This window comes from Rhizobium sp. 18055 (assembly GCF_902706285.1).
Lineage (GTDB): Bacteria > Pseudomonadota > Alphaproteobacteria > Rhizobiales > Rhizobiaceae > Rhizobium.
Map to the genome: position 1 here is coordinate 44390 of NZ_CACSKD010000018.1, position 26496 is coordinate 70885.

The window sequence follows — 26496 nt, forward strand, 5'->3', positions numbered from 1 at the left end:
GCTACCTTGATTTTGTTTTTGGAGCTTGAGACGCAATGAGAGACCTATCCGGCGGTCCGCGTGTGCTGCTCAAGCGGCTACGCGAGTTGATGGCGGAGCCGCTGGAGCCGCAGGAACGTCTCGACCGGATCGTGAGCCAGATTGCCAGCAACATGGTGGCGGAGGTTTGCTCCGTCTACGTGCTGCGTGCCGATGGCGTGCTCGAACTCTATGCAACCGAGGGTCTGAACCGGGAAGCCGTGCATCTGGCACAGCTGAAGATGGGGCAGGGCCTCGTCGGCACCATCGCGGCATCCGCACAGCCACTCAATCTTTCCGATGCGCAATCGCACCCGGCCTTCCGCTATCTGCCGGAGACCGGCGAAGAGATCTATCACTCGTTCCTCGGCGTGCCGATCCTTCGCGCCGGCCGCTCGCTCGGCGTTCTCGTCGTGCAGAACAAGGCAAGCCGCAACTATCGCGATGAAGAGCTGGAAGCGCTCGAAACAACGGCGATGGTGCTGGCCGAGATGATCGCCACCGGCGAGCTGAAGAAGCTCACCAAGCCCGGCCTCGAACTCGACCTGACGCGATCGGTGACGATCGACGGCGACACCTATAATGAAGGCATCGGCCTCGGTTATGTCGTGCTGCACGAGCCGCGCATCGTCGTCACCAACCTGCTCAACGACGATGCCGACAAGGAAATCCGTCGCCTGGCGGAATCGCTCGGGTCGCTGCGCATCTCGATCGACGATCTCTTGTCGCAGCGTGACATGTCGATGGAGGGCGAGCATCGCGAGGTTCTCGAAACCTACCGGATGTTCGCGCATGACCAGGGCTGGGTGCGCAAGCTCGAAGAGGCGATCCGCAACGGCCTGACGGCGGAAGCCGCGGTCGAAAAGGTGCAGAGCGATACCAAAGCGCGGATGATGCGCCTGACCGATCCCTATCTGCGCGAGCGGATGCATGATTTCGAGGATCTGGCGAACCGCCTGCTGCGACAGCTGACCGGCTACACCGGACGCACCTCGGGCGACGGTTTCCCTGCGGATGCCATTATCCTGGCGCGTGCCATGGGCGCTGCCGAACTGCTCGATTATCCCCGCGCCAGCGTGCGCGGCTTGGTTCTCGAAGAGGGCGCCGTGACCAGCCATGTCGTCATCGTCGCGCGGGCTATGGGCATCCCTGTCGTCGGCCAGGCGGCCGGCATTGTGGCGCTGGCCGAAAATGGCGATGCCGTGATCATCGACAGCGATGGCGGTCACGTGCACCTGCGGCCACTGCCGGAGCATCAGCGTTCCTATGAGGAAAAGGTGCGGTTTCGTGCCCGCCGCCAGGAGCAGTTCCGCGCCTTGCGCGCCGTCGAGCCGCTGACCAAGGACGGACAGCGTATTTCGCTGCAGATGAATGCCGGACTGCTGGTGGATCTGCCGCAGCTGTCGGAATCGGGTGCCGAGGGCATCGGGCTGTTCCGCACCGAGCTGCAGTTCATGATTGCCGCGACCCTTCCAAAGGCGGAAGAGCAGGAGATATTTTATCGCAGCGTGCTGAAGCAGGCGGCGGGTCGCGTCGTGACGTTCCGCACGCTCGATATCGGTGGCGACAAGGTCGTTCCCTATTTCCGCGGCCACGAGGAAGAAAACCCGGCGCTCGGCTGGCGGGCGATCCGCCTGTCGCTGGACCGGCCCGGCCTGCTGCGCACGCAGCTGCGCGCCATGCTCAAGGCTGCGGCCGGCATGGAGCTGAAGCTGATGGTGCCGATGGTCACCGAGGTTTCGGAGCTCCAGCAGGTTCGCGAGCTGTTGCAGAAGGAAGTGCAGCATCTGTCGCGCTTCGGCCATGGCCTGCCGCGCAAGCTGCAGTTCGGCGCCATGCTGGAGGTGCCTTCGCTGCTGTGGCAGCTCGACGAACTGATGGCGGCGGTCGATTTCGTGTCTGTCGGGTCCAACGACCTGTTCCAGTTCACGATGGCGGTCGATCGCGGCAATGCGCGGGTGTCCGATCGGTTCGATACGCTGAGCAAGCCGTTCCTGCGGATCCTGCGCGACATCGCGCGGGCCGGCGAGCGCAACAAGACGCCGGTGACGCTGTGCGGCGAGTTGGCCGGCAAGCCGATCTCGGCGATGGCGCTGTTTGGTATCGGTTTCCGCTCGGTGTCGATGTCGCCGGCCTCGATCGGGCCGGTCAAGGCGATGCTGCTCGGTCTCGATGTCGGGGCGCTGGAAAAGCTGATGAACGATGCGCTTGACGATACCAAGACGCCGACATCGATGCGCGAGTTGCTTACCCACTTCGCCGACACGCACAATATTCCGCTATAGTTTTAGACAGACAGAATTGGAGTGAGGGTGGCGAAGCTTCCCGTTGAAAAGATGCGCGAGCTGGAACGCCGTTTCGGCGAGATCGAAGCGCGCATGTCGGCCGGCCCTGCGGCCGACGTCTACGTCAAGCTTGCCTCCGAATATTCCGAGCTGCAGCCGGTGGTGATGAAGATCCGCGACTACGAGAAGGCGCTCTCGGAGCTGGCCGATCTCGAATCGCTGCTTGAGGACAAGTCGGTCGATCGCGAGATGCGCGACATGGCCGAGACCGAGATGCCCGACGTCAAGGAGCGGATCGAGGCGCTTGAGCGGGAAATCCAGCTGCTGCTGTTGCCGAAGGACGCGGCCGACGAAAAGAGCGCGATCCTCGAAATCCGCGCCGGTACCGGCGGGTCGGAGGCAGCACTTTTTGCCGGCGATCTGTTCCGGATGTACGAGCGCTATGCGGCTGCTCGCGGCTGGAAGGTCGAGGTCCTGTCGTCGAGCGAGGGCGAAGCCGGCGGTTTTAAGGAAATCATCGCGACGATCACCGGCAAGGGCGTGTTCGCCAAGCTGAAGTTCGAGTCCGGTGTGCATCGGGTGCAGCGCGTGCCGGAGACGGAAGCGGGCGGGCGTATCCACACGTCGGCGGCAACCGTCGCGGTGCTGCCCGAGGCCGAAGAGATCGATATCGAAATCCGCCAGGAAGATATCCGCATCGACACGATGCGCTCATCGGGTGCGGGCGGCCAGCACGTCAACACGACGGACTCGGCCGTGCGCATCACCCACCTGCCGAGCGGTATCGTCGTCACCAGCTCGGAAAAGTCGCAGCACCAGAACCGCGCCAAGGCGATGCAGGTTCTGCGCTCCAGGCTCTACGACGCCGAGCGCCAGCGCGCCGACAGCGAGCGGTCCGCCGACCGCAAGAGCCAGGTGGGCTCCGGCGACCGTTCGGAGCGCATCCGCACCTACAACTTCCCGCAGGGCCGCGTTACCGATCACCGCATCAACCTGACGCTCTACAAGCTCGACCGGATGATGATCGGCGAAATCGACGAAATCGTCGATGCCCTGATGGCCGACTACCAGGCGAGCCAGTTGGCGCAACTCGGCGAACAGTCTCTATGAGCGGCAGCGGGAAACAGGCCGGTACGACCGTTTCCCAGCTGCTGGCCGAGGCTCGCCGCCGCTTCACCGAAGGTGGCATCGACGATCCGGCCGCCGATGCGCGGGTGCTGATCGCAGGGTTGCTTGATCTGACAACAACCGAAATGCTGACGCGCGGCGGCGACCCCGTCGACGTCGAAGACGCAGCACGCATCGAGGCTGCGATCGAGCGACGGCTGGCACATGAGCCGGTGCATCGCATATTGGGCGAACGGGAGTTTTATGGGCTGCCGTTGTCGCTTTCCGCCGAGACGCTGGAGCCGCGGCCGGATACCGAAATTCTCGTCGATACGATGCTTCCCTACCTGCGAGACCTTGCAACAAGGGATGGGCATATCCACATCCTGGACATGGGAACGGGCACCGGGGCGATCTGCCTGGCGCTGCTGAGCGAATGTCCCGAGGCCTCCGGCGTCGGCAGCGACATCTCGGCCGATGCATTGAGGACGGCGCAATCAAACGCCAGGAGAAACGGACTGCAGGACCGCTTCGAAGCCATCCAGTCCAACTGGTTCGAGGATATCCACGGGTCGTTTCATGCGATTGTCTCAAATCCGCCCTATATAGCTACCAGTGTCGTTGACACTCTTGCTCCCGAAGTGACAAAATTTGATCCGGCTGCCGCATTGGATGGCGGTAGCGATGGGCTCGACGCCTACCGGTCAATTGCCAGGGATGCCGCAAGGTTCATGCAGCCTGACGGTGTTATTGGAGTCGAGATAGGCTACGATCAGCAAGCGGACGTGACAGGCGTTTTTGCGACTGCCGGTTTCAAGTGCTTGGAATCCGTGAAGGATTATGGTCAGAATGACCGGGTACTTGTGTTCGCTCTCAAGTGATGGGTCGCAAACGACTGTATCGGATAGGTCGTTGTTGTCATTGCGAAGAAAAGGCTTGGATTTACACGGGAAGCAATATAGGTTGCCCCCACGTATTGGAGAGATAGGTCAGAACGATGAGTCGTTCGAAGCTAGCTCGGCCTCGGGGGTCCACTCTCTTAATCGAGAGTTTCAAAGGTTGAACACGACCCAATGCGTGAATCAGTCAAAGCGACTTGAGAACAAGCGGCAGGTTGGCGCGAAGGCGCAATATGCTTGCGGCACGAAGGCCCTGAGCCGGTCGATCCGGTCACGGCTGATAGTGCCATCACTCCACACAAACAGAGAATTCAGGTGAACGATCGATGAGGCCAGGACAGCAGAACAAACGCGGTCGCGGGCGTACCAACAACAGTGGCGGCGGCGGCGGAAGCAACAACAATAACAACAATAACAATTTCAACCGCAAGGGTGGCAATCCGCTGACGCGGACCTACGACAGCTCCGGCCCAGACGTTAAGATCCGTGGCACTGCCCAGCACATCGCTGAAAAATACGCGCAGCTCGGTCGCGACGCGCAGAGCTCCGGTGACCGCGTGATCGCCGAGAACTACCTGCAGCACGCCGAGCACTACTACCGCATCATTGCTGCCGCCCAGGCGCAGATGCAGGATCGTGTCCAGCGCGACGACCGCGGCGAATTCGATCGTGACGGCTCCGATGGCGATGACATGGATGGCTCCGACAATGACGACGTCGTCGTCGTTCAGCCGCCGCGCCAGCAGCAGCAGGAACACCAGCAGCGCCGCAACAACAACGACGATCAGCCTCGCCGCTACGATGAGCAGCAGCCACGTCGTTCGGACGAACAGCCGCGCCGCAACAACGACGAACAGCGTCAGCGTCGCTCGGAAGAGCAGCCGCGTCGCAACGAAGAGCAGCCGCAGCCGGTCAGCGAAGAGCAGCCACAGGCCAACCGCAGCGATGAGCAGCCGGCGGCCGTGCGCCAGCCACGCCGTCGCGAAGAGCGGCGCCCTGCGCCCGTTGCCGCCGTCGAAGCCCCTCAGCCAGAGGTAAACGACGGTTCCGGCCCGCAGCCTGAGATCGAAGGCATCCCAGCCGAGGTTTCGATGGGCGAGGAAAGCGGTGCAGCAACGGGGCGTCAGCCACGTCGCCGCAGCGCAACGCCCCGTCCACGCCGCCCGCGTCGTGCGGAAGGCGAAGCAGCAGCTGAAGGCGATGCCGGTGCCGGCGATGCGCCTGCAATGGCGGAAGCTGATTCCGAATAATACTGCGCATCGCGTCTCCGTCAGGAGAGCGTGCAGATGTCTCGAGGGCGCCTTAACGGGCGCCCTTTTTGCGTCCGGATTGCCAGATGCATCTCATGTAAGAAATGCATCATGAGTTTTGGGGGGCGTACGCATATTAAATTAGATATTTCTTGCATACTAAACATTAACCCTCACGGGATGATCATTGGTTGTGAGGGGTTTGGAGATTGCGATCTAGGATGGATGCAGTTCTCCGGTGAGCGGCGCGGCGCGATCGATGACGATTGCGCAGTCGGGGACCCTTTTAACGTTGTGCGGCGCGCCAACTTTGGCGTCGCCTTAAGAGGGGGATGGGAATGTTCGGTCTGGCGTCTGATTCGGGATATATCCTTGGTGCGATTTCGAAGTCGCAAGCAATCATCGAGTTCGATCTGAAGGGCAACGTCCTGAAAGCGAACGAAAACTTCTGTAACGCGCTTGGCTATGGCCTGGCGGAGATTGTCGGCAAGCATCACAGCATGTTCTGCGATCCGGCCTCCACGGCGACGCCGGAATATCGCGAATTCTGGGCGCGCCTCGGCAGGGGCGAGTATGATACCGGCGCCTACAAACGCGTGGCCAAGGGCGGTCGCGAGATCTGGATCCAGGCCTCCTACAATCCTGTCTTCAAGCACGGCAAGCCCTACAAGGTCGTCAAGTTCGCTTCCGATATCACCGTCGTAAAAAACAAGGCCGTCGAGGATGCCGGGAAGCTCGATGCGATCTCGCGATCGCAGGCGGTGATCGAGTTCACGCCAACCGGCGAGATCATCACGGCCAACGAGAATTTCTGCAATGGCCTCGGCTATTCCCTGAGTGAGATAGCCGGCAAGCATCACAGCATCTTCTGCGATCCGGCCTACACCCGCACCGAGGAGTATGCGAACTTCTGGCGCCGGCTGGCGCAGGGCGAGTTCATTGCCAACGAATTCGTGCGCTATGGCAAGGGCGGCAGGGAGATCTGGATCCAGGCGGCCTACAATCCGATCACGGACGCCAACGGCAAGGTCTACAAGGTGGTGAAGTTCGCCACCGACGTCACCCAGCGGATGAGCGCCATCAAGCAGCTCGGCCAGGCGCTGCGCGGGCTTTCGGAGGGTGATCTGACGAAGACCGTCGATGTCGCATTCGTGCCGTCGATGGAGCAGTTGCGGCACGACTTCAACGCGACGGTGGGCCGACTTTCGGAGACGCTGAAGACGGTCGGCGAGAATGCCCATGCGATTGCGGCCGGGTCCCGCGAGATCGGCTCGACGGCGGATAGCTTCTCCAAGCGTACCGAACAGCAGGCGGCATCGATCGAGCAGACGGCAGCGGCGCTCGAGCAGATCACCACGACGGTCAACGATAGCAGTCACCGCGCCGACGAGGCCGGCAAGCTGGTCGCCAAGACCAAGCAGGGGGCAGAACAGTCGGGTCTCGTTGTTCGCAATGCCGTGGCGGCGATGGACCAGATCGAGCAGTCCTCCCGCGAGATCACCAATATCATCGGTGTGATCGACGACATTGCCTTCCAGACCAATCTCCTGGCGCTGAATGCCGGGGTCGAGGCAGCACGCGCCGGAGAGGCGGGCAAGGGCTTTGCTGTTGTCGCCCAGGAGGTGCGCGAACTTGCGCAGAGGTCTGCCAGTGCAGCAAAGGCGATCAAGTCGCTGATCACGACATCGAGCGCACTGGTGCGCAACGGCGTGGATCTGGTGGGCCAGACCGGCAAGGCTCTGGAGACCATCGTCACCCAGGTCAACGACATCAACGCCAATGTGGCGGCAATCGTCGAAGGCTCCAAGGAGCAGGCGACCGGTCTCAAGGAGATCAACACGGCCGTCAACCAGCTCGATCAATCGACGCAGCAGAACGCGCCATGGTCGAGGAAAGCACGGCAGCAAGTCACAAGCTGGCGTCAGAGGCAGAGGCGCTTCGCGGGTTGCTGGCGCAATTCCGATTGAGCGATGCCTATGCTCACAGGCCGCCTGCCAGGGCGCCAACCTCTCCCGCTCTCCATCTTGTCTCTCGGGTCGCCAGAGCCCATGGCGCAGCCGCTCCGGCGGGCGATAGCTGGGAAGAATTCTGATCGTCAGATGAGAACGAACGAAATGGCCGGCAGCGCTTCAGGGCTCTACCGGCCATTTTGTTTTCAGTGAAATTTTCGTTGGAATCCAGGGCGCTCGAAATACATACTTATAATTGCATATGTCGTGGATCGTAATGCCGGAGAGCATGGCGCGCCTGCCGGCATTCTGCCGCATTCGGGGTGGATGTGCCAAGCTGTTCCACCCCGCGCCTGCAGGCGTAACATGTTGCTACGACTGCATCGAACGATAGAATTAGAGATTCATAATATATTAGCTGTCCACTCAAGAAAACAAAACCTATGCGCGAGGCGCCGTTGAAATGTTAGAATTTACGAATATGCTTATATTCATGTAGGGACGAGACATCCGCCGCTCTTGGCAATGGCCCGTCCCTTCCGGAAAGCGCGCTTCCCTTCTTTCGTTTCGTGTGTCGGGCATTGGGTTCGGCAGCATCTCGTGGAGGTTGGAATGCAGTATAGTGCATCGAAATTCGCCCTTTTGGCCCTTGGTTTCGCAGCGGTCGCGGCTCCGCTGCCTGCAGGCGCATTTGACGTTGGCGGCAGCAATGGCCTCAGCATCGGAACCAGCAATGGCTTGAGCGTGTCGCTCGGCGGCGCCAGCGGCGTCAATGCCACTGTTGGCGGCGGTTCCGTGGCCACCGCTTCGGTCGGTGGCGCAAGTGGCGTCAATGCCAATGTCGGTACCAGCTCCGGTGGTGGGCTCGGCGTCTCGGCGTCGGTGGGCGGTGCCAGCGGCGTCAATACCGGCACATCCGTGGGGAGTGGTTCCGGCGGTGGGCTTGGCGTTGGAAACACGGCCAGCATCGGCGGATCTGCCGGGGTCAACAGCAGTGTTGGCGCTACCGTTGGTGGCAAGGGATTGGCTAGCGCCCGCGCCAATGTGGGTGTCGGTGGCCGTACCTTGCTCGACATCTTGCTTGGCGTACCCGGTGTCGATCCTGATAATCCGAGGACCCCCACGAACCCCACAAATCCCACGGATACGAGAAGCCCGAATGGGCCGAACGCTTCGGGCACCAACAGCAGGAGCAGCATCAAGTCCCTGCAGGCCTTCAACGACCTGTCCTCGTCCGATCAGGTGAAGATGAAGGTTCGCTGCAAGGACATCCTGCGCGCCGGTGCCGGGTTTGACGGCAGCCTCGTGAAGCTGTGCAAGATGGTCATTGCGATGCGCTAAGCGGCAATCTGCCCTTTCGATACGGTCTTCTTCCGAAACATCTCCCGAGCTGCGAGTATCGCGCCACCCGTCACAAGCAGGCAGGCGAGCGCGATACGCCAGCTGGGCTCGGCAAAGCCCGACATCGTCAGGATCAGGGTCGACAACAGCGGCGCGGCATAACTTGCCGCGCCGAGAATCTGAATATCGCCGTTCTTGACGCCATGATCCCAGGCGTAGAAGGCCGCTCCTACGGGGAAAAGCCCGAGACCGGCAATGGCCAGCCACTCGAAGAGTGTTTCCGGCCAGACCGTCGTCTCAAGTCCCAGGTGGCAAAGCAGCGACAGAATGGATGTCGCAAGGCAGAAGCCGGTGACGACATCGGTCGAGACGGCATCGAAGCGACGGGTCAGCAGCGAGTATCCCGACCATGTGAAGGCGCATAGCAACGCCGCACCGTAGCCGACGGCATAGGCACCATCGAAGTTGATGCCGTTCTTGCCGATAATCAGGAAGGTGCCACAAAGGCCCGCAAGCGCGCCCGCGACGTGATACCAGCGCAGCTTTTCGCCCGGCAGCAGGGCGGAGCCCACGACAATCAGCAACGGCCAGAGATAGGCGATCAGCCCGGCTTCGACGGCCGGCGCATTGCGCAGCGCGGTGAAGTAGAGAAAGTGATAGCCGAACAGGCCAATGATGCCTGTGAGCCAAACCTTGGGCGGCTGCTTCAGAAGCTTGACGCGGGATGGATTGAGAGCCAGCACAAGCAGGCCCGGGATGCTGCCGATGGCAAAGCAGACGGCCGTCAGCTGAAAGGCCGGCATCTTGCCGGATGCGGCCGTAAACAGCGCCAGAAACGACCACATGAGAATGGCCGTGAACCCGATCAGCGTTGCCCGAAGCTTCATCTGTTCTCCTTCGCGGAGGCAGTCGCTCCGTTACGTTGCGCTGTATTTTACCGCGGTAATCGTCACTGGCCCGTATTGCGTGGGTATGCGAACGAAGACTGGAGCATATACATTCGCCGCATCCGCTTTGGCAAACCAGATTTCCATGCGGCTGCTCTTGCTGAGGTAGTCGATATCGCTGCGGCCCTTCTTGTAGCCCGATTTCGGCACGAAGCGCACGTTGCAGACTGTTGCCTTGCCGGTGAAGCCTTCGGTCGAGAAATCCTTGGAGCCGCTCGGCGACATCACCAGGTCCATCCGCATCTCACCGTCATAGATCGGCAGCTTCTGCGCGCAGACGTCGGTATTGGCCGGGAAGATCAGGCCGGAGATCGGGTCGAGCACGGCGCGCATGTCGGCGGCCGGCACATTGACCCAGTTCTTCGGCGGCAGCCGCGGCGGCTTGACCGTCGTCGAGGTGATGTTGCCGTTGGTGTAGCGGACATCATAGGTTCTGGCGCGCTTGCCGCTCTTGTAATAGAGCAGATAGTGCGATGCCTGCATGCGGTCGCCGCGCATCACGCCATCGACGCTGGTCTTCGCCGAGATGGTGGTGATCAGGTCGGCGAGGCCGGCCGAGCTGATATCGCCGGAGACGCGATAGGTCTTGTCATCCTCGATCCGGGTCATGAAGGCGGCGCGGGCGATGGTGATGATGCCGAGCGCCACCTTGTATTCCGTCCGATGCACGACCTCGGCGGCACTTGCCGGAATGGCTGTGAGTGCTGCCAGGACAGAGATGAAAATACGTTTGCCCATATGAGCCATGAAATGAACCTTGTTCCGGCGCGCTGGTCAGGCCGTCAGATACGGTCTATACGCTTGTCGCAGCCCGAAGAGAACACGAGCTTTTTGACGGAATTGCGGGAAACGGCAAGGTTTGGCTTGACGCGCCCGGTCTGTCTGATTATAGAACCGCAACTTTCCAATCATGGCCTGTTGGATTGCAAGCTCGACTTTGCGCGAGACCGCAATCGATGGCCGAGAAAAACAAGAATAGGTGTCCCATGTCCCGCATGTGCGAATTGACCGGCAAGGCAGTCCTCGTTGGCAACAATGTCAGCCATGCCAACAACAAGACCAAGCGCCGGTTCCTCCCGAACCTGTGCCAGGTTACGCTGATCTCCGACTCGCTCGGCCAGCGTTACCGTCTTCGCGTTTCGGCTGCTGCTCTGCGTACCGTTGAGCATCGCGGTGGTCTCGATGCTTTCCTGATCAAGGCAAGCGAAGGTGAACTGTCGATGCGCGCTCGTCTGCTGCGCCGCCAGATCGTCAAGAAGACCGCTGAAGCGGCTGTCGCTGCTGCCTAATTCGGGCAACGACTGACTGTTCGCGATACGGCTTCAAAAGGCTTGCACGGATGATATCCGTACAGGCCTTTTGCTTTGCCGGCTCATTCCTCCAACTGGTGGCATACCCCAGGATAAAAAAATGCTGACGATGCGCTCTACCCTTATCTATGTGGCCCTGATGACGCTGGTCGTCGTCGCCTCGAATTTCCTCGTCCAGTTCCCCGTGAACGTGACGTTCGCCGGCATCAATCTGGCCGATCTTTTGACCTGGGGTGCCTTCACCTATCCGGTCGCCTTCCTGATCACCGACCTCACCAACCGGCAGTTCGGCCCGAAGGCCGCGCGCAAGGTGGTGTTTGCGGGCTTCGTGGTCGGCGTTGCGCTCTCCTTCTTCACCTCGGTTCCGCGCATCGCGATCGCATCCGGCTCGGCCTATCTGGCCGGGCAGCTGCTCGATATCTCCTTGTTCAACCGGCTTCGCCGCCAGGTGTGGTGGCGGGCGCCGTTGGTCGGGTCGCTGCTGGGCTCGATGCTGGACACGGTGATCTTCTTTTCCTTCGCGTTTGCCGCCTTTTTCGTATTCTTCGGTGCGAACGATCCTTTCGCGCTTGAAGCCTCTCCGGTTCTCGGCGTGTTCACCACAGAGGCCCCGCGCTGGGTTTCCTGGGCGATCGGCGATTTCTGGGTGAAGCTGATCGTCGGCCTGGTGATGCTGCTGCCCTATGGCGCGCTGATGAGCGTGCTGCGGCCAAACCAGCCAGCGCGCGCCAACTGATCGACGGATTTTCCGCAACAATATCCGGGTAATCACGCTTGGCGACCGAGCGTGATCCCGGCTGCTACCTATCTGCAGCCCGGCTTCTGCGTTTCCGGACCCCGCTTCTGCCTTTCTGGACAATGCCAGATTGTTGGATCATGATACCCCTATAGTTGCATGCCCGTGTAGCCGTTGACTGACTGCGGGGGTGAGGAGGGGAGTAGGCAATGTTACGCCTGGGTGGAAAATACAAACATCTCGTGCATGATCTTGGTTGCGGCTGTCTTTCGCCCGAGATCGAGCTGGCTTCGCGCCGGCTTGAAGACCTGACGCGGCGCGGCGTTCTCGCCGGGCTTGGGGCCACGCTGTTTGCGGCAGCAGGATCGTCCGTTGGCTTTGCGCAGACGCCGCGGGCGCCTGGCAAGGTGTTGTTGAAGCAGGCCCGGCTGTTCGATGGCAAGTCGGCTATCTCCCGATCCGGCATGCAGCTGCTGATCGAAGGCGGCAGGATTGCAGCGATCGACACCGGGAATAATCCGGCGCCCGATGGCGCGACCGTCATCGATTGCGGTGGCCGCACGCTGATGCCCGGTCTGATCGATGTGCATTGGCACAGTCTGTTCGCGGCCATTCCGGTCGTCGTTGCGGCGACGGGGGAGCCGGGCGCCATCTTCACGGCAGCGACGGCCGAGGCGCAGCGCACGCTGATGCGCGGCTTTACCACCGTGCGCGACATGGGCGGGCCGGTGTTCACCTTCAAGCAGGCGATCGACAACGGCGTCATTTCGGGTCCCCGCATCTTTCCTTCAGGGGCAATGATCACGACGACGGGCGGCCACGGCGACCTGCGCATGCTCTCGGAGGTGCCGCGCACACTCGCTCAGCTGAGCATTGCCGAGAAATCCGGGGGCGCGATGATTGCCGATAGCGCCGGCGAGGTGCAGCTTCGGGTTCGCGAGCAGTTCATGCAGGGCGCATCGCAGATCAAGATGGTCGGCGGCGGCGGCGTGTCTTCGCCGCGCAGCCCGCTCGACATGACCACCTTCAGCGAGGCGGACCTGCGTGTCGCCGTCGCCGTCGCAAACGACTGGAACAGCTATGTCGCTGTTCACGCCTACGCCCCCAGAACCGTGCAGCGGGCGATCGCGGCGGGTGCCGCCTGCATCGAGCATGCGCATCTGATGGACGAGGAGACGGCGGGGATGATGGCCGAGAAGGGCGTGTGGCTGAGCATCCAGCCGTTTCTGACGGCCGATGACACCGTTCCCCTGACCGGCCCGTCCGCCGAGCGGATACAACAGGTGTTCGCGGCCACACCCGTTGCCTACGATCTCGCCCGCAAGCACGGGATCAAGACGGCGTGGGGCTCCGACATGCTGTTTTCGGCCGAGATGACGGCGCGGCAGGGGACGATGCTGACCCATCTCAGCCGCTGGTACTCCAATGCCGAAATCCTGCAGATGGCGACCTCCACCAATGCGGAACTGCTTGCTCTCAGCGGCCCCCGCAGCCCGTATCAGGGCAAGCTCGGGGTGCTGGAGCCGGGCGCATTTGCCGACATGCTGGTGGTGGATGGCGATCCGCTCGAAAACATCGATCTTCTGAGCGATCCCGAAAAGAGCCTCGCCGTCATCATCAAGGACGGCAGGATCTACAAGAATGCGTTGAGCGCATAGGCGGCGGCGTGACGCTCACCCGGCAAGCGGTCCAAACCTGTTGGTATTGGCCGCTTGCGCATCGGCTGCCGGGTAGCGGTTGCGGCCGTATTGCCGTGGCGAGCAGCCCATGATGCGCTTGAATGCGGTGCTGAAGGCCGCTTCGGATTCGTAGCCGAGCGACGGGGCGATGACGGAGATCGGGTCCCTGGAGTTCTCCAGCCGGTCGCCGGCGAGCAGCATGCGCCACTGCGAGAGATAGTCCATCGGCGAGGTGCCGACGGTTTCCTTGAATTTCTGGGCGAAGGTAGAGCGCGACATGCCGGCCCGCGTGGCCAGCGCCTGCAGGGTCCAGCGACGGGCGGGGTCGTCGTGCATGGCTGCTATCGCCATGCTCATCTGCCGGTCGGCAAGCGCGAAGAGCCAGCCGACACCGGTTCGGGATCGGTCTGCCAGGTGCAAACGCAGGGCTTGCACGAGGATCATGTGGGCGAGGTGCTGGACGATGAGAAAGCCCCCCGGCTGCTGCGACCGCAATTCCTGCATCATCTGCTCGACCGCCCAGCGCAGCGCCCGCTGGCTCGCCTCGTCGCGCAACAGCACGATCGGCGGCAGCATGCGCAGCAGAATGTCGGCGTGATTGCCGGCAAGACCGAAGCGGCTGCTGACCAGCGAGAAGTCACTGCCGCCGTTCAACGAGACGATGCTGCCCTTGCGCTGGCGCGAGAAGATCGTCGATGCGGGCACCGGTTCCAGCGCAAGATCCGTAGCCAGCCGGAACGGACGGCCGCTCGGCAGCAGGAAGCTGTCACCCGCATGCAGGCGAACCGGATCGGGCACGCCGTCCACGGATAGCCAGCACTCGCCCGAGACGACAGCACCGCATTTGATGCCGCCCTGCTGGTCGGGGAACTGGATGGCCCATGCGCCGCCAGCCTCCATGCCGGCGGAGAGATAGTTCTGCGGCTTCAGCAGTGACAGCACATTGGAGAGCGGATCCATGACGTTTCCCGGACGATCGCGAAGGTATCGCGGATCATACAACATGGACCGTATTGCCTCAATCCCATAGCTTTCGATCGACACGGCTGCTGCGGCGGCCGTTACACAGCAAGCAGGGAGATATCGTCATGCGCGTCTTTGTTACCGGTGCCACCGGTTTTGTCGGCTCGGCCGTCGTTCAGGATCTCGTTCAGGCCGGCCATCGGGTGCTTGGGCTTGCCCGCTCGGATGCCTCGGCGGCGGCGCTGTCGGCGGTTGGCGCCGACGTTCATCGCGGCGATCTCGAGGATCTCGACAGCCTGCGCAGTGGCGCTGCGGCTGCCGATGGTGTGATCCACACCGGTTTCATTCACGACTTCTCGAAATTCAAGGAGAATTGCGAGATCGACCGGCGCGCCATCGCGGCCATGGGTGAGGTTCTCGCCGGCTCTGGTCGGCACGTGGTCGTGACATCGGGCACCGGGCTGCTGGCGCCGGGCAGCCTTGCAACGGAAGACACGATTGCCCCGTCGTCCTCGGCCATTCCCCGGGTGTCGGAACAGACGGCGCTTGCGATGGTGGGAGATGGCCTCAGCGCTTCTGTGATCCGCCTTCCTCCGTCCGTGCATGGCGATGGTGACCATGGTTTCGTGCCGATCGTCATCGGCATGGCGCGACAGAAGGGCGTCTCGGCCTATATCGGCGAGGGTCTCAACCATTGGCCGGCCGTACATCGGCTGGATACCGGTCGTCTCTACCGGCTGGCGCTGGAAAAGGGCGAGGCCGGTGCGCGCTATCACGGCGTGGCGGAAGAGGGTATTCCGTTTCGGGAGATCGCCGAGGTGATCGGCAAGCGGCTTGGCCTGCCTGCTGTCTCGATGTCGCCTGAAGAGGCGGCCGGGCATTTCGGTTGGTTCGCCCACTTCGCCTCGATCAACAACCGGTCCTCAAGTGTCCAGACGCGCGAAGTGCTGGGATGGCAGCCGACACATCCAGGGCTGATTGCCGATCTCGACCGGCCGATTTATTTCGAGGCGTGATCGCTTCCTGGCCAGCATGAAAGGGACCGGTCTGTCGGGCCGATCCTTCACCGCATGGAGCGGTCGTTGGGCAGCGCTGTCAGTGGATGTCCGGTCCGGAAGCCATGGATTTGTTGGGTTGAGCGACCGACGTCTCGACCCAGCCGTTCACCAGGCCTTGCGAGATATCCTCGGTCGAGACGAAGGCTGTCAGCCAGCGGTGCTCGCCCTCGATCAGATAGGTGGTGCCGGTGGCCTTGTCCTCTTTCGTTATCTTGCCGAGGGGAGCTTCCTCCAGCGCTTTCTCGAAGGCCGCGAGTTGAGGCGCGGAGCAATGCAGATCTTCAACACCTGGCTTCATTGTCGCCCCGGTGAAATTCAGCGAGCAGGTCGAGGAGAAGAGGTTGGTGTAGTTCTGGTAGTTGACGAAGAACTGCAGGCCGCTCGGCATTGTGTAAAGCTCGTTGCCCGTGGACGGCGCTGATAGCGAAGAGGCGTAAACGGCACCCGGCTGCAACGTCCAGCTTCCCTGCTTCACACCCTGATGCAGGGCGGAGAGACTGCCACCGCTGGCAATGCAAAGTTTGAGCATGTCATCCAATGGGCAAGCGAGAGCTGTGCCCATGCTCGACAAACTCAACAATAGGGAAACAACTGGTAATCGCATCATCTCCTCCTGCTGCAACCATAAATCAGGCGAGATGAAAATCAAGATACTACCTTCGGCTGTAGTCCGGTTGTTGCCGTTATCCCCCGAAAGATATCAGGACAGCATCGCGCATATCGCCGCCAAGGCGGCCGTCGCCGTTGCTATTCCACCAGCCGGAATTCGAGCATCAGGTTGCGTTGCAGGATCGAGTGGTTGTCGTCCGAGACGAGGATCACATGGGTGGTGCCGTCGGCAGCCGTGAAGGCGTCGAGGCCTTCCATGTTGTCGATCTGGTAGATGAAGTCGCCCTGCAGCAGAATCTCGCCGTCGATAACGGCGCCCGGCTTGATATCGGATGACTTGATGCGGCGGATGCGCATGCCGATGCCTTCGGCCATGTTGAAACGGCGCTCGAGCAGCAGCAGGTCGCCATTCGGCAGGAAGGCGCCGTCGGTGGCGTCGAAGTCGCCGTAATGGGCGAGTGCCAGCTTGCCCTTCAGCGGGCCATCGAGAATGGCGGCATAGGCATTGCCGTCCTTATCCAGGCTGCGCTCGGCGACGATCAGCGTGCCGCCTTTCAATGGGCTGGTCACCGGCGCCACGGCGATGGTCTCGAAGCCACGGTTGGCGCGCAGCGCGCTCCTGGGGAAGGGGATCGGCATCGTGTCGATCGCAGGCGAGGTCTCGAAGCCGGGATCGGGATAGGCATCGACGCGATGGTTCTGTTCGAAGGAGACCAGCACGCGGTCGCCATGCAGCGCCACGCCCTCGGCATCCATGTGGCCCTTGCCCTCGAAGCTCTGTCCGGCGCGATTGCGCATCGGTGTAATCTCGACATTGGCCACGCCTGAAAGCCTGCCCTGCGGGTCGCGCTCGATACGGCCGGCCATCCAGTGACCGGTGTCCAGCACGCCGACGAAATGCGTGTGATCGTCCTTGAAGCGGATAGACGAGAGCGAGCCGAACAGGCGGTTAGGCGAGACCATTTCCAGGCCGCCCAGAAATTCGAACGGCCCGAACCTGGTTTCGTTCGAGCCGATCTTGAAGTCGGAGATGATACTGCTCTTGACCGCAGCCTGACCATCGGCCAGTGCCGGCGGCACGCCTGCCGCCAGGGTCGTTATGATGATCGCTGCTTGCGCGATATGCTTAGAGGCCAGCCGGGAAAAGCTCATGCGCAATCAGCGACCGCGGCGGGCGCGTCCGCCGCGTGGCTGGGCGGCCTGATCCTCGAAGAGCGAAGCCAGCTGCTCGGTCATCGCGCCGGCCAGTTCGTCGGCATCGACGATGGTCACTGCCTTGCGGTAATAACGGGTGACGTCGTGGCCGATGCCGATGGCGAGAAGCTCGACCGGAGACTTTGTCTCGATGCGATCGATGACGGCGCGCAGATGGCGCTCCAGATAGTTGCCCGGATTGACCGACAGCGTCGAATCGTCAACCGGCGCGCCGTCCGAGATCATCATCAGGATCTTGCGCTGTTCGCGCCGCGCGATCAGGCGATTATGCGCCCACATCAGCGCTTCGCCGTCGATGTTTTCCTTGAGCAGGCCTTCGCGCATCATCAGGCCGAGATTGCTGCGCGAGCGGCGCCATGGGGCGTCGGCCGATTTGTAGATGATGTGGCGCAGGTCGTTGAGGCGGCCCGGCGTTTGCGGCTTGCCATTGGCAAGCCACTGTTCACGCGCCTGTCCGCCCTTCCAGGCCTTGGTGGTGAAGCCGAGGATCTCGACCTTGACGCCGCAGCGTTCCAGCGTGCGGGCCAGAATGTCGGCGCAGGTGGCGGCCACGGTGATCGGACGGCCGCGCATCGAGCCCGAGTTGTCGATCAGCAGCGTCACGACGGTATCGCGGAACTGGGTGTCGCGCTCCATCTTGAAGGATAGCGCCTGGGTCGGGTCGATGATCATGCGCGTCAGCCGCGCCGGATCGAGGTAGCCCTCTTCGAGGTCGAAGTCCCAGGAGCGGTTTTGCTGCGCCATCAGGCGGCGCTGCAGGCGGTTTGCGAGGCGGCCGACGGCGCCCTGGAGGTGGGCGAGCTGCTTGTCGAGGAAGGCGCGCAGGCGCTCCAGCTCGGCGGCATCGCACAGTTCTTCGGCGGTGATCGTCTCGTCAAATTCCTCGGTAAAGACGTGGTAATCGACTTTTTCGTTAAAATCGTCGAACGGCGTGTTCGGACGGCGGGTTTCGCCCGGCGTTTCCGAATCGTCGTCGCCCTCTTCCATCATGTCGTCGTCGGAGACCTCGGCACCTTCGGTCTCGCCGTCTTCCATCTGGTCGTCGGCGACTTCGCTGTCTTCGACGGGGGCTGCATCGGAGCCGGCGTCGTCATCGACTTCGTCCTGCTCCTGTTCGTCGCCGCCCGGCTTGTCTTCCTCGTTCGATTCGTCATCCTGGTCAGAATCGCTGTCGTCGTCGCCATACTCCTCGGCCATTTCCATGGCGGTGAGCATGTTGCGGATGACCTTGGAGAAGGCCTGCTGGTCGGCGATCACGTTCGAGAGGTTATCGAGTTCCTTGCCGGCCTTGTCCTCGATGAAGGAGCGCCAGAGATCGAGCACCTTGCCGGCGGACGCCGGTGGCTTCTGGCCGGTGAGCTTTTCGCGCACCATCATCGCCACGGCCTCGCCGACAGGCGCATCTTCCTGGCGTTCAATGCCTGAGAAGTTGGCCTTGGCGTATTTTTCCTCGGTCATGGAGCGCATGTTGGCTGCCATGCCTTCCATGCGCAGCGCGCCGATCGATTCGACACGGGCCTGCTCGACGGCGTCGAAGATGGCACGCGCGTCGGAGCCCTGCGGCGCCATCGTCGCGTGCACCTTCTCGTCGTGGCAGGCAAGCCGCAGCGCCATGGAATCGCCGAGCCCGCGGGTCACCGCCAGCTCATGCGCCGTCGGGCGCTTGGAAAGCTCCGGCAGGCGAATGCGCTCGGCGGTCATTCCCGGCCGCTCGTTGGCGAAGGTCACTTCGACTTCGCTGTCGCCGGCGATGGCGCGGACGCTGCCGGTTATCGCCCGGCGCAACGGCTCCACGTCAACCGGCGAACCGGGCTTTGCTTTCGAATTGTCACCACGCGCTGCCATGATCTGCTAGCTCTAGGCCTCCAGAACGATGTTGGCGGCACTTTCCTTCAGCTCGACGCCAAAGGCGCGCTGATAGTGTTCGGCAACCAGCGGGCGCTCCAGTTCGTCGCACTTGTTGAGGAAGGTGACGCGGAAGGCAAAGGCGAGATCGCCGAAGATTTCCGCGTTTTCCGCCCAGGTGATGACGGTACGCGGGCTCATGACGGTCGACAGGTCGCCGTTCATGAACGAGGCGCGGGTGAGATCGGCAACGCGGACCATCTTGGAGACGGTGTCGCGGCCGTTCTTGTCCTTGCCGAAGCTCTTCACCTTGGCGGCGACGATGTTCACTTCATGGTCGTGCGGCAGGTAGTTCAGGGTCGAGACGATCGACCAGCGGTCCATCTGTGCCTGGTTGATCTGCTGCGTGCCGTGATAGAGGCCGGTGGTGTCGCCGAGGCCGATGGTGTTGGCGGTCGCGAACAGGCGGAAGGCCGGGTGCGGGCGGATGACGCGGCTCTGGTCGAGCAGCGTCAGGCGGCCGGAGGATTCCAGCACGCGCTGGATGACGAACATCACGTCAGGGCGGCCGGCATCGTATTCGTCGAAGACGAGCGCGACGTTGTGCTGGTAGGCCCAGGGCAGGATGCCGTCCTTGAATTCGGTGATCTGCAGGCCGTCCTTGACGACGATGGCATCCTTGCCGACGAGGTCGATACGGCTGACATGGCTGTCGAGGTTGATACGCACGCACGGCCAGTTGAGGCGGGCGGCGACCTGCTCGATATGCGAGGACTTGCCGGTACCGTGGTAGCCGGAGATCATCACGCGGCGGTTATGGGCAAAGCCGGCAATGATGGCGAGCGTGGTCTCGCGGTCGAAGAGATAGTCGGGATCAAGATCCGGAACATAGGCGCTGCCCTGGCTGTAAGCCGGCACGCGGATGTCGGAATCGATGCCGAAGACCTCCCTGACAGAAACGGTGGTGTCCGGAAGTTCCGAGATATCAAGGTCAATCTTGCTCATCATGTCTCCAAGGCGGGTGGCTGACACCCTGCCATACTGTCTCAGCCCATTTCGCAATCATGGCGGCGAAGATTGGTCCACGCGCGCTCATGTCTGAACGTCGGCGATGCTTCTCCGGGACTGAAACGAAACCTCGGCGGCGACGAAAATCATCGCCTGCGAGCATTCTTGAACATAGTCCCGGACAAGAAACGCCGCGTCCGGAATTGGCCAAGGCATCTGTGAGACAAACGCAAGAACACGTGCCGCGGTTGCCTGCGGCCTCAGCCGATTTGGACCATACCCGATTGAAGACCAAGAGCAAGGACGGGAATTAACAAAAACCGTTCTGCTTCAATAATTGATAGGCCTGGACGACGGCGCGGAAACGCTCTTCCGATCCACGGTCGCCGCCATTGGCATCCGGGTGGTGCTTCTTCACCAGTTCCTTGTAGCGGCTCTTGATCTCGGACGACGTGGCATTGGCTGCCAGGTTCATGGTGTCGAAGGCCTTGGCCTCCAGCGTCTTCAGCTTGCGCTGCTCGGGAAAGCGCGGGCCGCTGCTCTTGGCATCCCGGACGAAGCCGAAGGGATCGCGAACACGGGTATAGGCGCCGGAGCGCACGTCCGACTGGATCGGGCTGTCCTTGGCCGACTTGTTGACGCCGACAGTCCAGGTCGGGCGATGACCGGTGATCGCTTCCTTCTGGTAGCGGGCGATCTCGCTGTCGGAGAGGCCGGAGAAATAATTGTAGCCCTTGTTGTAGTCCTTCACATGCTCGAAACAGAACATGAAGAACTGCCCCTCGGCGTTGCGGCCGACGGGTGCGCGATGGACGCCAGTTTTGGCGCATCCGTCCCACTGACAGGTTGGCGAAGCCTGCTCGGGTTCCGGCTCGCGTTTGCGGCGGGTGCGGATGCGGTCGAAGTATTTGGAATCAAGTCTCATGACGGCGCTAATTATGGGGCTCAGAATAGGTGACGGCAAGAATTGACAAACGGGAATGTTGCAGGCTTGGTGGGAGCCCTTTTCGCAAGACAGCAAGATCGGCACATGACAGTTCAATCCTCCATCGAAGAAAAGCTGACGGCGGCATTTGCGCCAGAGCGGCTTGTTGTCATCAACGAGAGCCATCTGCATGCCGGCCACCATCCCGATGTCACCGGGGAAGGCGAGACGCACATGCGGGTTCGGATCGTTTCGGCGATGTTTACCGGCATGACGCGGCTGGCACGCCACCGGGCGATCACCGAGCTGTTGAAGCCTGAACTGGATGCGGGATTGCATGCACTGGCGGTCGAGCCTTCAGCGCCCGGAGAAGCGGTTCGCTGGTAGGCTGACACCGCGTCATATGGGCGCGGTGCAGCATTTCTCCAAGGGTTTGGGGTCTCCAAGAGTTTCGGGCGGATTTCCTGGCTCAACGAATCAGGAGTGCGGTCGCGTAGAGGCCGAAGCCGAAGACAGTGTGGGCGACGAGGCCGAGGAAGCGTGACTTGGTGGGGTTCGGTGTCTTCGACGCCGCCCAGCCGATGCCGAGGCCGGGCTGCAGCAGGAACCAGCCGCCGGCGATGGTGACGATGCCCCAGATCCAGGCGGGCAGGAAGGTCGGGGTCGCCAGCCAGCCGGGGCCGGTGATGACGACCAGCAGGATGCCGTACAAAATGCCGACAGCGTAGTGGAAGATCCAGCCGAGCGCCTGTTCGTTCCGATAGGGCGATGCTTTGCCGATGTCGTCGTGGAACACCTTGCCCTTGCCGAGATGCCAGACCCAGCGGCCGACCGGCGCCCAGTTGGGCATCGCACCACCTGTTGCCTTGGCGAGGATGACCGCCCAGATGTCCATCAAAATGGTTGCGCCGATGCCGATGACGACAGAGCGCCAGAAAATATCAAACATATCAAATCCATGATGCTGCTGCCCGCCGGGCTCCTCCCGCAGCGTGCAATTGGTGATGGGACGTCGATGGAAGATCAGGTCGGGTTGACCTCGTTCTCCTCGGCCGGGCGGATGCGCAGTCTGGTAATGCGGTTCTTGTCGCGCTTCATGACGATGAAACGCTTGCCGTAGAAGGTGAAGGCCTGCCGCTCCTCGGGAATGGTCATCGATTCGTGGATGACCAGACCGGCAATGGTCGTTGCTTCCTCGTCGGGCAGCTGCCAGTCGAGCGCACGGTTGAGATCGCGGATCGGCACGTTGCCATCGACGACGATCGAGCCGTCGGCCTCCTGGCGTACGCCCTGCATCTCGATGTCATGCTCGTCGGCAATGTCGCCGACGATCTCTTCGAGAATATCCTCAAGCGTGACGATGCCCTGTACCTCGCCATACTCGTCGACGACGACGGCGAAATGCTGCTTGCGGCGCAGGAATGCGTTGAGCTGGGCTTCGAGATTGGTGCTGTCGGGCACGAACCACGGCTTCTGGGCGATCTTGACGATATCGAGCTGTTCCGGCTCGGCATTGCGCTCGGCCAGCGCCCGCAGCAGGTCCTTGGAGTGGACGACGCCGATGATGTTGTCGGTGGAGCCGCGCCAGAGCGGCATGCGGGTAAACGGGCTGTCGAGAATGGTGCGGACGATGACCTCGGGCGGATCGTCGGCATTGATGCCGCGCATCGCCATGCGGTGGACCATGATGTCGGAGAGTTCGAGTTCGCTGAGATCGAGCACGCCGCCGAGGCGGTCGCGGTCGGCTTTCACCACAGAGCCCTCGCGGTGCAGCAGATCGACGGCGCCGCGCAGCTCCTCGTGGGCCGAGAGCATCGACACTTCGCGCGAAAGGTTGATGCCGAACAGCGACAGGATCCAGCGGACGATCATGTTGACGAAGGAGGAGACCGGGCCGACGACGGCGACGAAGGCCTTCACGGCAGGGGCGACCTTCAGCGCGAACTGTTCGGGGATCGAGATTGCCCAGCTCTTCGGCAGCACTTCGGCGAAGATCACCAGGATGACGGTCATCGCGAGCGTTGCCAGCGCCACGCCCGAGTTGCCGAACAGGCCGAGGAACAGGCTGGTGGCGATCGACGAGGAGAGAATGTTGGCGAGGTTGTTGCCGATCAGCAGCGCGCCGATCAGCCGGTCGCGGCGCTCGATCAGCTGGCGGACCATGCCGGCGCGCTCTTCGCCGTTGGCTTCCAGCGTGTGGATGCGGCTGCGCGAGACAGCGGTCAGCGCCGTCTCCGAGCCGGAGAAGAAGGCCGACATGAGGACGAGGGCCACGATGGAAAGGATTTCCGGCCAGTATGCGGAAAGGGATGCCAGCGTGCCTTCGAGGGTCATTGCGGGTGCTTTTCCTTGAGGAAGCTCAACACTTCGGATGCCGGGACGTCATTGGCGACGAAGGATTGGCCGATGCCGCGGGTGAGGATGAAGGTGAGCTTGCCGCCCTTGACCTTCTTGTCCTGGGCGATCGCATCCATCAGCACGTCTGCGGGCGGGAGCGCGCCCGGGATTTCCGACATGCGGGTCGGCAGGCCGACTTCGCGCAAGTGATGCTCGACGCGGCGGGCATCGTCAGGACTTGCGAGGTTCATGCGGGCGGAGAATTCATGGGCCAGCACCATGCCGATCGACACACCCTCACCGTGGACAAGGCGGGCGCTGTCGTAGGCGGTGGCGGCTTCCAGCGCGTGGCCGAAGGTGTGGCCGAGATTGAGCAAAGCGCGCTGGCCGTTCTCGTGCTCGTCGGCAACCACGACGTCGGCCTTGGCCTGACAGCTGGCGGCAATCGCCTCGATGCGGGCGGAGCCGCCCGAGAAGACCGACTTCCAGTTGGCCTCAAGCCAGGCGAAGAATTCCGGCTTGTCGATCAGACCATACTTGGCAACTTCGGCATAGCCGGCGCGGAATTCGCGTTCGGAGAGCGTGTTCAGCACATCTGTATCGGCGAGCACCAGATCGGCCTGATGAAAGACGCCGATCAGGTTCTTGCCGTGGCGGCTGTTGATGCCGGTCTTGCCGCCGACCGAGGAATCCACCTGCGATAGCAGCGAGGTCGGCACCTGCACGAAGCGGACGCCGCGGCGCACGATGCCGGCGGTAAAACCGGAGAGGTCGCCGATGACGCCGCCGCCGAGTGCGATGACGTAATCGTTACGCTCGATGCGGGCTTCGAGAACCTTGTCGCAGGCGGTGATCAGATGTTCGAAGCTCTTGGTCTTCTCGCCGGCCGGCAGCACCAGGCTGGCGGAGGCGATGCCGGCGGCGTTGAGGCTTTCGACCAGCGCTTCGAGATAGAGCGGCGCGACGTTCTCGTCGGTGATGATGGCGGCCTTGCGGCCCTTGAGACGTGACGCGATTTCGGCGCCGGCGCGCGCAATCAGGCCGGGGCCGATCAGGATGTCATAGGCGCGCTCGCCAAGCGGCACGTGAACCTTGCGGTCGGTGGAGGCGGCAATCGCGGTCATCAGGCTGCACTTTCGGTTCGGGAAGCGATCACGGCTTTCAGCACTTCCTCGGCCATCTGTTCCTTGCGCACATCGCGCGACATGACGGTGAGGTCGGCCAGCTCGTAGATCGGGTATCGGGCGTTCATCAGGCTTTCCAGCGTCTGCTTCGGGTTTTCGGTCTTCAGCAGCGGGCGGGTGTCGCGCTTGTTGACGCGTTCCCACAAGACATCGAGCTCGGCCTTCAGCCAGACGGAGACGCCGCCCCGCTTGATATGCTTGCGGGTACGGTCGTTGATGAAGGCGCCGCCGCCGGTGGAGACGACACGCGGACCGCCCTTCAGCAGCCGCTTCATCACCCGGCCTTCGAGCGCGCGGAACTCGTCTTCGCCGTAGGACGCAAACAGTTCGGTGACCGACATGCGCGAAACGCGCTCGATTTCGGCATCGCTATCGACGAAGGGGATGCCGAGCTGGGTGGCGACAATGCGGCCCACCGAGGACTTGCCGGCGCCCATCAGCCCGACGAGGATCAGGTTGCGCGAACCAAGCGCAGCGCGAGCTCTGTCTCTCAGGCTATCGGCAACGATCAGAACTGGGTCGTTCATTGGTCCATTCACACTTTGTTTGCGAACGGTATCGACAAATGCAGGTGTAGCGTCAAGTCGGGGGCAAGGGAATCATGGTTCAAAAGCCGCTTCTTGCACTTGCAAACAGGCTTCTTCATAAAGAAGCGAAGCCAGGGAGTTGTTGAATGCCAAGTCTGTTCCGATTTCTCGCCGTTTTGGCGGTCATCGCCGGAGCGATATACGGAACGATGTGGGCGCTTGTGACTTTCGTCGAGCCGAATGAGCGCGACGTGACGATCCGCATTCCTTCCGAGCGGATCAATCCGCCCTCCACCGGTGCCATCAGCCCGGCCAAGAAGTGATGCGATGAGGGATCTCAGTCGCGTTCACGTCGAATCCTTTCTCGAGATGATGAGCGCCGAGCGGGGAGCTGCGAAGAACACGCTGACCTCCTACGAACACGATCTCGACGATCTCCATTCGTTTCTGAGCGGCCGCAGCGTGCGGCTGACGGAAGCGGCGTCGCCTGATCTTTCCGCCTATCTGGCATCGCTCGCAGCCCAGGGCTTCAAGCCGTCGTCGCAGGCCAGGCGGCTGGCGGCGATGCGGCAGTTCTACAAATTCCTCTATGCCGAGGGCCTGCGCACCGACGATCCGACCGGCATTCTCGATGCGCCGAAAAAGGGCCGGCCGCTGCCGAAGACGATGGGTGTCGACGAGGTCGGCAGGCTGTTGGAGCAGGCCGAGCAGGAGGCGCAGGACCCGGCCGCCGGGCAGCTGCAGCGGCTGCGAATGCTGGCGCTGCTGGAGCTGCTCTATGCCACCGGCATGCGCGTCAGCGAGCTGGTGTCGCTGCCGGCACGGGTGCTCGATCAGGAGGGGCGGTTTCTGATCATTCGCGGCAAGGGCAACAAGGAACGGCTGGTGCCGCTGTCGCAATCGGCGATTGCCGCACTCAAGCTTTACGGGTCGATGATGGCAGCCGAGAACGCGGCGGCCAAACATCCACAGGAAAGCCCGTGGCTGTTTCCGGCGGCCTCGAAAGAGGGGTATCTGGCGCGGCAGGTGTTTGCGCGGGATCTGAAAAACCTTGCGATCCGGGCGGGGCTGACCCCATCTATGATCTCGCCACACGTGATGCGGCACGCCTTTGCGAGCCACCTGCTGGCCAACGGCGCCGACTTGCGCGTGGTGCAGGAACTGCTTGGTCATTCGGACATTTCCACCACACAAATCTACACGCATGTGCTGGAAGAAAGGCTCCAACAACTGGTGCAAACGCATCACCCTCTTGCCAAACAGGCGAAAAAGCAGGAATAGGACCGGCAACAAAGGGCGCACGA

At 62.1% G+C, this 26496-nt stretch carries 24 protein-coding genes and 1 pseudogene; 13 read left to right on the top strand and 12 right to left on the bottom strand.

Annotation, left to right across the window (positions count from 1 at the left end):
• Positions 1 to 35 precede the first annotated feature (35 nt).
• The 6 genes and pseudogenes from ptsP to GVL52_RS24120 all read left to right on the top strand — a co-directional run bounded on the left by ptsP (position 36) and on the right by GVL52_RS24120 (position 8849).
• Positions 36 to 2303, top strand: coding sequence for a phosphoenolpyruvate--protein phosphotransferase (ptsP, locus tag GVL52_RS24095; RefSeq protein WP_160011775.1), 2268 nt, complete (start codon positions 36 to 38; stop codon positions 2301 to 2303).
• 27 nt (positions 2304 to 2330) lie between these two features.
• On the top strand, positions 2331 to 3413 hold the full coding sequence (prfA, locus tag GVL52_RS24100) for a peptide chain release factor 1 (protein WP_160011777.1): 1083 nt from the start codon (positions 2331 to 2333) through the stop codon (positions 3411 to 3413).
• Entirely contained in the window at positions 3410 to 4291 is an 882-nt protein-coding gene (gene prmC, locus GVL52_RS24105) for a peptide chain release factor N(5)-glutamine methyltransferase (protein ID WP_160011779.1), read from the top strand. Before prfA ends, prmC begins: the two co-directional genes overlap by 4 nt.
• A 344-nt stretch (positions 4292 to 4635) precedes the next feature.
• Positions 4636 to 5559 (top strand): DUF4167 domain-containing protein, encoded by a 924-nt coding sequence (locus GVL52_RS24110; RefSeq protein ID WP_160011781.1) that lies wholly within the window; start codon positions 4636 to 4638, stop codon positions 5557 to 5559.
• A gap of 338 nt (positions 5560 to 5897) precedes the next feature.
• A pseudogene (locus GVL52_RS24115) lies at positions 5898 to 7651 on the top strand (methyl-accepting chemotaxis protein).
• A 469-nt stretch (positions 7652 to 8120) separates the two neighbouring features.
• Positions 8121 to 8849, top strand: a complete 729-nt coding sequence (locus GVL52_RS24120; RefSeq protein ID WP_244619263.1) for a hypothetical protein — start codon at positions 8121 to 8123, stop codon at positions 8847 to 8849.
• On the opposite strand, the gene GVL52_RS24125 is transcribed toward GVL52_RS24120, so the two are convergent.
• A complete protein-coding gene (locus GVL52_RS24125; protein WP_160011783.1) occupies positions 8846 to 9736 on the bottom strand; it encodes a DMT family transporter in 891 nt (296 codons plus the stop codon). The two genes, GVL52_RS24120 and GVL52_RS24125, sit on opposite strands and share 4 nt — an antisense overlap.
• A gap of 30 nt (positions 9737 to 9766) precedes the next feature.
• Positions 9767 to 10543 carry a DUF3108 domain-containing protein gene (locus GVL52_RS24130; RefSeq protein WP_160011785.1) on the bottom strand — a complete coding sequence of 259 codons (777 nt, stop codon included), beginning with the start codon at positions 10541 to 10543 and terminating at the stop codon, positions 9767 to 9769.
• 239 nt (positions 10544 to 10782) lie between these two features.
• On the opposite strand from GVL52_RS24130, the gene rpmB reads away from it, so the two are divergent.
• From rpmB to GVL52_RS24145, 3 genes are all read left to right on the top strand, one after another.
• Positions 10783 to 11085 carry a 50S ribosomal protein L28 gene (gene rpmB, locus GVL52_RS24135; protein ID WP_160011787.1) on the top strand — a complete coding sequence of 101 codons (303 nt, stop codon included), beginning with the start codon at positions 10783 to 10785 and terminating at the stop codon, positions 11083 to 11085.
• A gap of 121 nt (positions 11086 to 11206) precedes the next feature.
• Positions 11207 to 11842 carry a queuosine precursor transporter gene (locus GVL52_RS24140; protein ID WP_160011789.1) on the top strand — a complete coding sequence of 212 codons (636 nt, stop codon included), beginning with the start codon at positions 11207 to 11209 and terminating at the stop codon, positions 11840 to 11842.
• 209 nt (positions 11843 to 12051) lie between these two features.
• The gene (locus tag GVL52_RS24145) at positions 12052 to 13500 is read left to right on the top strand and encodes an amidohydrolase family protein (protein ID WP_160011791.1); all 1449 of its coding nucleotides are present in this window, start codon (positions 12052 to 12054) and stop codon (positions 13498 to 13500) included.
• Between the two features lie 15 nt (positions 13501 to 13515).
• Here the strand turns inward: GVL52_RS24145 and GVL52_RS24150 are convergent, their stop codons facing one another.
• Positions 13516 to 14481: an AraC family transcriptional regulator gene (locus GVL52_RS24150; RefSeq protein WP_160011793.1), complete on the bottom strand. Its 966-nt coding sequence runs from the start codon at positions 14479 to 14481 to the stop codon at positions 13516 to 13518.
• 128 nt (positions 14482 to 14609) lie between these two features.
• Between GVL52_RS24150 and GVL52_RS24155 the strand changes: the two genes are divergently transcribed.
• A complete protein-coding gene (locus tag GVL52_RS24155; RefSeq protein WP_160011795.1) occupies positions 14610 to 15500 on the top strand; it encodes an SDR family oxidoreductase in 891 nt (296 codons plus the stop codon).
• Positions 15501 to 15579: 79 nt separating this feature from the next.
• Here the strand turns inward: GVL52_RS24155 and GVL52_RS24160 are convergent, their stop codons facing one another.
• From GVL52_RS24160 to GVL52_RS24180, 5 genes are all read right to left on the bottom strand, one after another.
• Entirely contained in the window at positions 15580 to 16191 is a 612-nt protein-coding gene (locus GVL52_RS24160; protein ID WP_244619264.1) for a hypothetical protein, read from the bottom strand.
• A 98-nt stretch (positions 16192 to 16289) separates the two neighbouring features.
• A complete protein-coding gene (locus GVL52_RS24165) occupies positions 16290 to 17303 on the bottom strand; it encodes an esterase-like activity of phytase family protein (protein ID WP_200847887.1) in 1014 nt (337 codons plus the stop codon).
• 6 nt (positions 17304 to 17309) lie between these two features.
• On the bottom strand, positions 17310 to 19211 hold the full coding sequence (gene cobT / locus GVL52_RS24170) for a cobaltochelatase subunit CobT (protein WP_160011797.1): 1902 nt from the start codon (positions 19209 to 19211) through the stop codon (positions 17310 to 17312).
• A 12-nt stretch (positions 19212 to 19223) separates the two neighbouring features.
• Positions 19224 to 20216, bottom strand: a complete 993-nt coding sequence (gene cobS / locus GVL52_RS24175; protein ID WP_160011799.1) for a cobaltochelatase subunit CobS — start codon at positions 20214 to 20216, stop codon at positions 19224 to 19226.
• A gap of 313 nt (positions 20217 to 20529) precedes the next feature.
• On the bottom strand, positions 20530 to 21144 hold the full coding sequence (locus GVL52_RS24180) for a J domain-containing protein (RefSeq protein ID WP_160011801.1): 615 nt from the start codon (positions 21142 to 21144) through the stop codon (positions 20530 to 20532).
• 105 nt (positions 21145 to 21249) lie between these two features.
• On the opposite strand from GVL52_RS24180, the gene GVL52_RS24185 reads away from it, so the two are divergent.
• Entirely contained in the window at positions 21250 to 21531 is a 282-nt protein-coding gene (locus tag GVL52_RS24185) for a BolA family transcriptional regulator (RefSeq protein WP_160011803.1), read from the top strand.
• A gap of 82 nt (positions 21532 to 21613) precedes the next feature.
• Here the strand turns inward: GVL52_RS24185 and GVL52_RS24190 are convergent, their stop codons facing one another.
• The 4 genes from GVL52_RS24190 to GVL52_RS24205 all read right to left on the bottom strand — a co-directional run bounded on the left by GVL52_RS24190 (position 21614) and on the right by GVL52_RS24205 (position 25192).
• Positions 21614 to 22093: a DUF2938 domain-containing protein gene (locus GVL52_RS24190; protein ID WP_160011805.1), complete on the bottom strand. Its 480-nt coding sequence runs from the start codon at positions 22091 to 22093 to the stop codon at positions 21614 to 21616.
• A 74-nt stretch (positions 22094 to 22167) separates the two neighbouring features.
• Positions 22168 to 23478: an HlyC/CorC family transporter gene (locus tag GVL52_RS24195; RefSeq protein ID WP_160011807.1), complete on the bottom strand. Its 1311-nt coding sequence runs from the start codon at positions 23476 to 23478 to the stop codon at positions 22168 to 22170.
• Entirely contained in the window at positions 23475 to 24605 is a 1131-nt protein-coding gene (gene aroB, locus GVL52_RS24200) for a 3-dehydroquinate synthase (RefSeq protein WP_160011809.1), read from the bottom strand. Before aroB ends, GVL52_RS24195 begins: the two co-directional genes overlap by 4 nt.
• Positions 24605 to 25192, bottom strand: coding sequence for a shikimate kinase (locus tag GVL52_RS24205; RefSeq protein ID WP_160011811.1), 588 nt, complete (start codon positions 25190 to 25192; stop codon positions 24605 to 24607). Before GVL52_RS24205 ends, aroB begins: the two co-directional genes overlap by 1 nt.
• A 146-nt stretch (positions 25193 to 25338) precedes the next feature.
• Here GVL52_RS24205 and GVL52_RS30495 point away from each other — a divergent pair, with 146 nt between their 5' ends.
• Together GVL52_RS30495 and xerD are read left to right on the top strand one after the other, a co-directional pair.
• Positions 25339 to 25515 carry a hypothetical protein gene (locus GVL52_RS30495; protein ID WP_200847888.1) on the top strand — a complete coding sequence of 59 codons (177 nt, stop codon included), beginning with the start codon at positions 25339 to 25341 and terminating at the stop codon, positions 25513 to 25515.
• A gap of 4 nt (positions 25516 to 25519) precedes the next feature.
• On the top strand, positions 25520 to 26473 hold the full coding sequence (xerD, locus tag GVL52_RS24210) for a site-specific tyrosine recombinase XerD (protein ID WP_160011813.1): 954 nt from the start codon (positions 25520 to 25522) through the stop codon (positions 26471 to 26473).
• The last annotated feature ends 23 nt before the right edge of the window (positions 26474 to 26496 follow it).

Excerpts from the sequence above, each read along its gene's own strand:
- GVL52_RS24165 (WP_200847887.1), bottom strand. The coding sequence starts at position 17,303 with ATGAGCTTTTCCCGGCTGGCCTCTAAGCATATCGCGCAAGCAGCGATC.
- GVL52_RS24145 (WP_160011791.1), top strand. The coding sequence starts at position 12,052 with ATGTTACGCCTGGGTGGAAAATACAAACATCTCGTGCATGATCTTGGT.
- ptsP (WP_160011775.1), top strand. The coding sequence starts at position 36 with ATGAGAGACCTATCCGGCGGTCCGCGTGTGCTGCTCAAGCGGCTACGC.
- cobT (WP_160011797.1), bottom strand. The coding sequence starts at position 19,211 with ATGGCAGCGCGTGGTGACAATTCGAAAGCAAAGCCCGGTTCGCCGGTT.
- GVL52_RS24190 (WP_160011805.1), bottom strand. The coding sequence starts at position 22,093 with ATGTTTGATATTTTCTGGCGCTCTGTCGTCATCGGCATCGGCGCAACC.
- GVL52_RS24140 (WP_160011789.1), top strand. The coding sequence starts at position 11,207 with ATGCTGACGATGCGCTCTACCCTTATCTATGTGGCCCTGATGACGCTG.
- aroB (WP_160011809.1), bottom strand. The coding sequence starts at position 24,605 with ATGACCGCGATTGCCGCCTCCACCGACCGCAAGGTTCACGTGCCGCTT.
- GVL52_RS30495 (WP_200847888.1), top strand. The coding sequence starts at position 25,339 with ATGCCAAGTCTGTTCCGATTTCTCGCCGTTTTGGCGGTCATCGCCGGA.
- GVL52_RS24110 (WP_160011781.1), top strand. The coding sequence starts at position 4,636 with ATGAGGCCAGGACAGCAGAACAAACGCGGTCGCGGGCGTACCAACAAC.
- rpmB (WP_160011787.1), top strand. The coding sequence starts at position 10,783 with ATGTCCCGCATGTGCGAATTGACCGGCAAGGCAGTCCTCGTTGGCAAC.
- GVL52_RS24205 (WP_160011811.1), bottom strand. The coding sequence starts at position 25,192 with ATGAACGACCCAGTTCTGATCGTTGCCGATAGCCTGAGAGACAGAGCT.
- GVL52_RS24125 (WP_160011783.1), bottom strand. The coding sequence starts at position 9,736 with ATGAAGCTTCGGGCAACGCTGATCGGGTTCACGGCCATTCTCATGTGG.
- prmC (WP_160011779.1), top strand. The coding sequence starts at position 3,410 with ATGAGCGGCAGCGGGAAACAGGCCGGTACGACCGTTTCCCAGCTGCTG.
- cobS (WP_160011799.1), bottom strand. The coding sequence starts at position 20,216 with ATGAGCAAGATTGACCTTGATATCTCGGAACTTCCGGACACCACCGTT.
- xerD (WP_160011813.1), top strand. The coding sequence starts at position 25,520 with ATGAGGGATCTCAGTCGCGTTCACGTCGAATCCTTTCTCGAGATGATG.
- GVL52_RS24180 (WP_160011801.1), bottom strand. The coding sequence starts at position 21,144 with ATGAGACTTGATTCCAAATACTTCGACCGCATCCGCACCCGCCGCAAA.
- GVL52_RS24120 (WP_244619263.1), top strand. The coding sequence starts at position 8,121 with ATGCAGTATAGTGCATCGAAATTCGCCCTTTTGGCCCTTGGTTTCGCA.
- GVL52_RS24130 (WP_160011785.1), bottom strand. The coding sequence starts at position 10,543 with ATGGCTCATATGGGCAAACGTATTTTCATCTCTGTCCTGGCAGCACTC.
- GVL52_RS24155 (WP_160011795.1), top strand. The coding sequence starts at position 14,610 with ATGCGCGTCTTTGTTACCGGTGCCACCGGTTTTGTCGGCTCGGCCGTC.
- GVL52_RS24185 (WP_160011803.1), top strand. The coding sequence starts at position 21,250 with ATGACAGTTCAATCCTCCATCGAAGAAAAGCTGACGGCGGCATTTGCG.
- GVL52_RS24150 (WP_160011793.1), bottom strand. The coding sequence starts at position 14,481 with ATGGATCCGCTCTCCAATGTGCTGTCACTGCTGAAGCCGCAGAACTAT.
- GVL52_RS24195 (WP_160011807.1), bottom strand. The coding sequence starts at position 23,478 with ATGACCCTCGAAGGCACGCTGGCATCCCTTTCCGCATACTGGCCGGAA.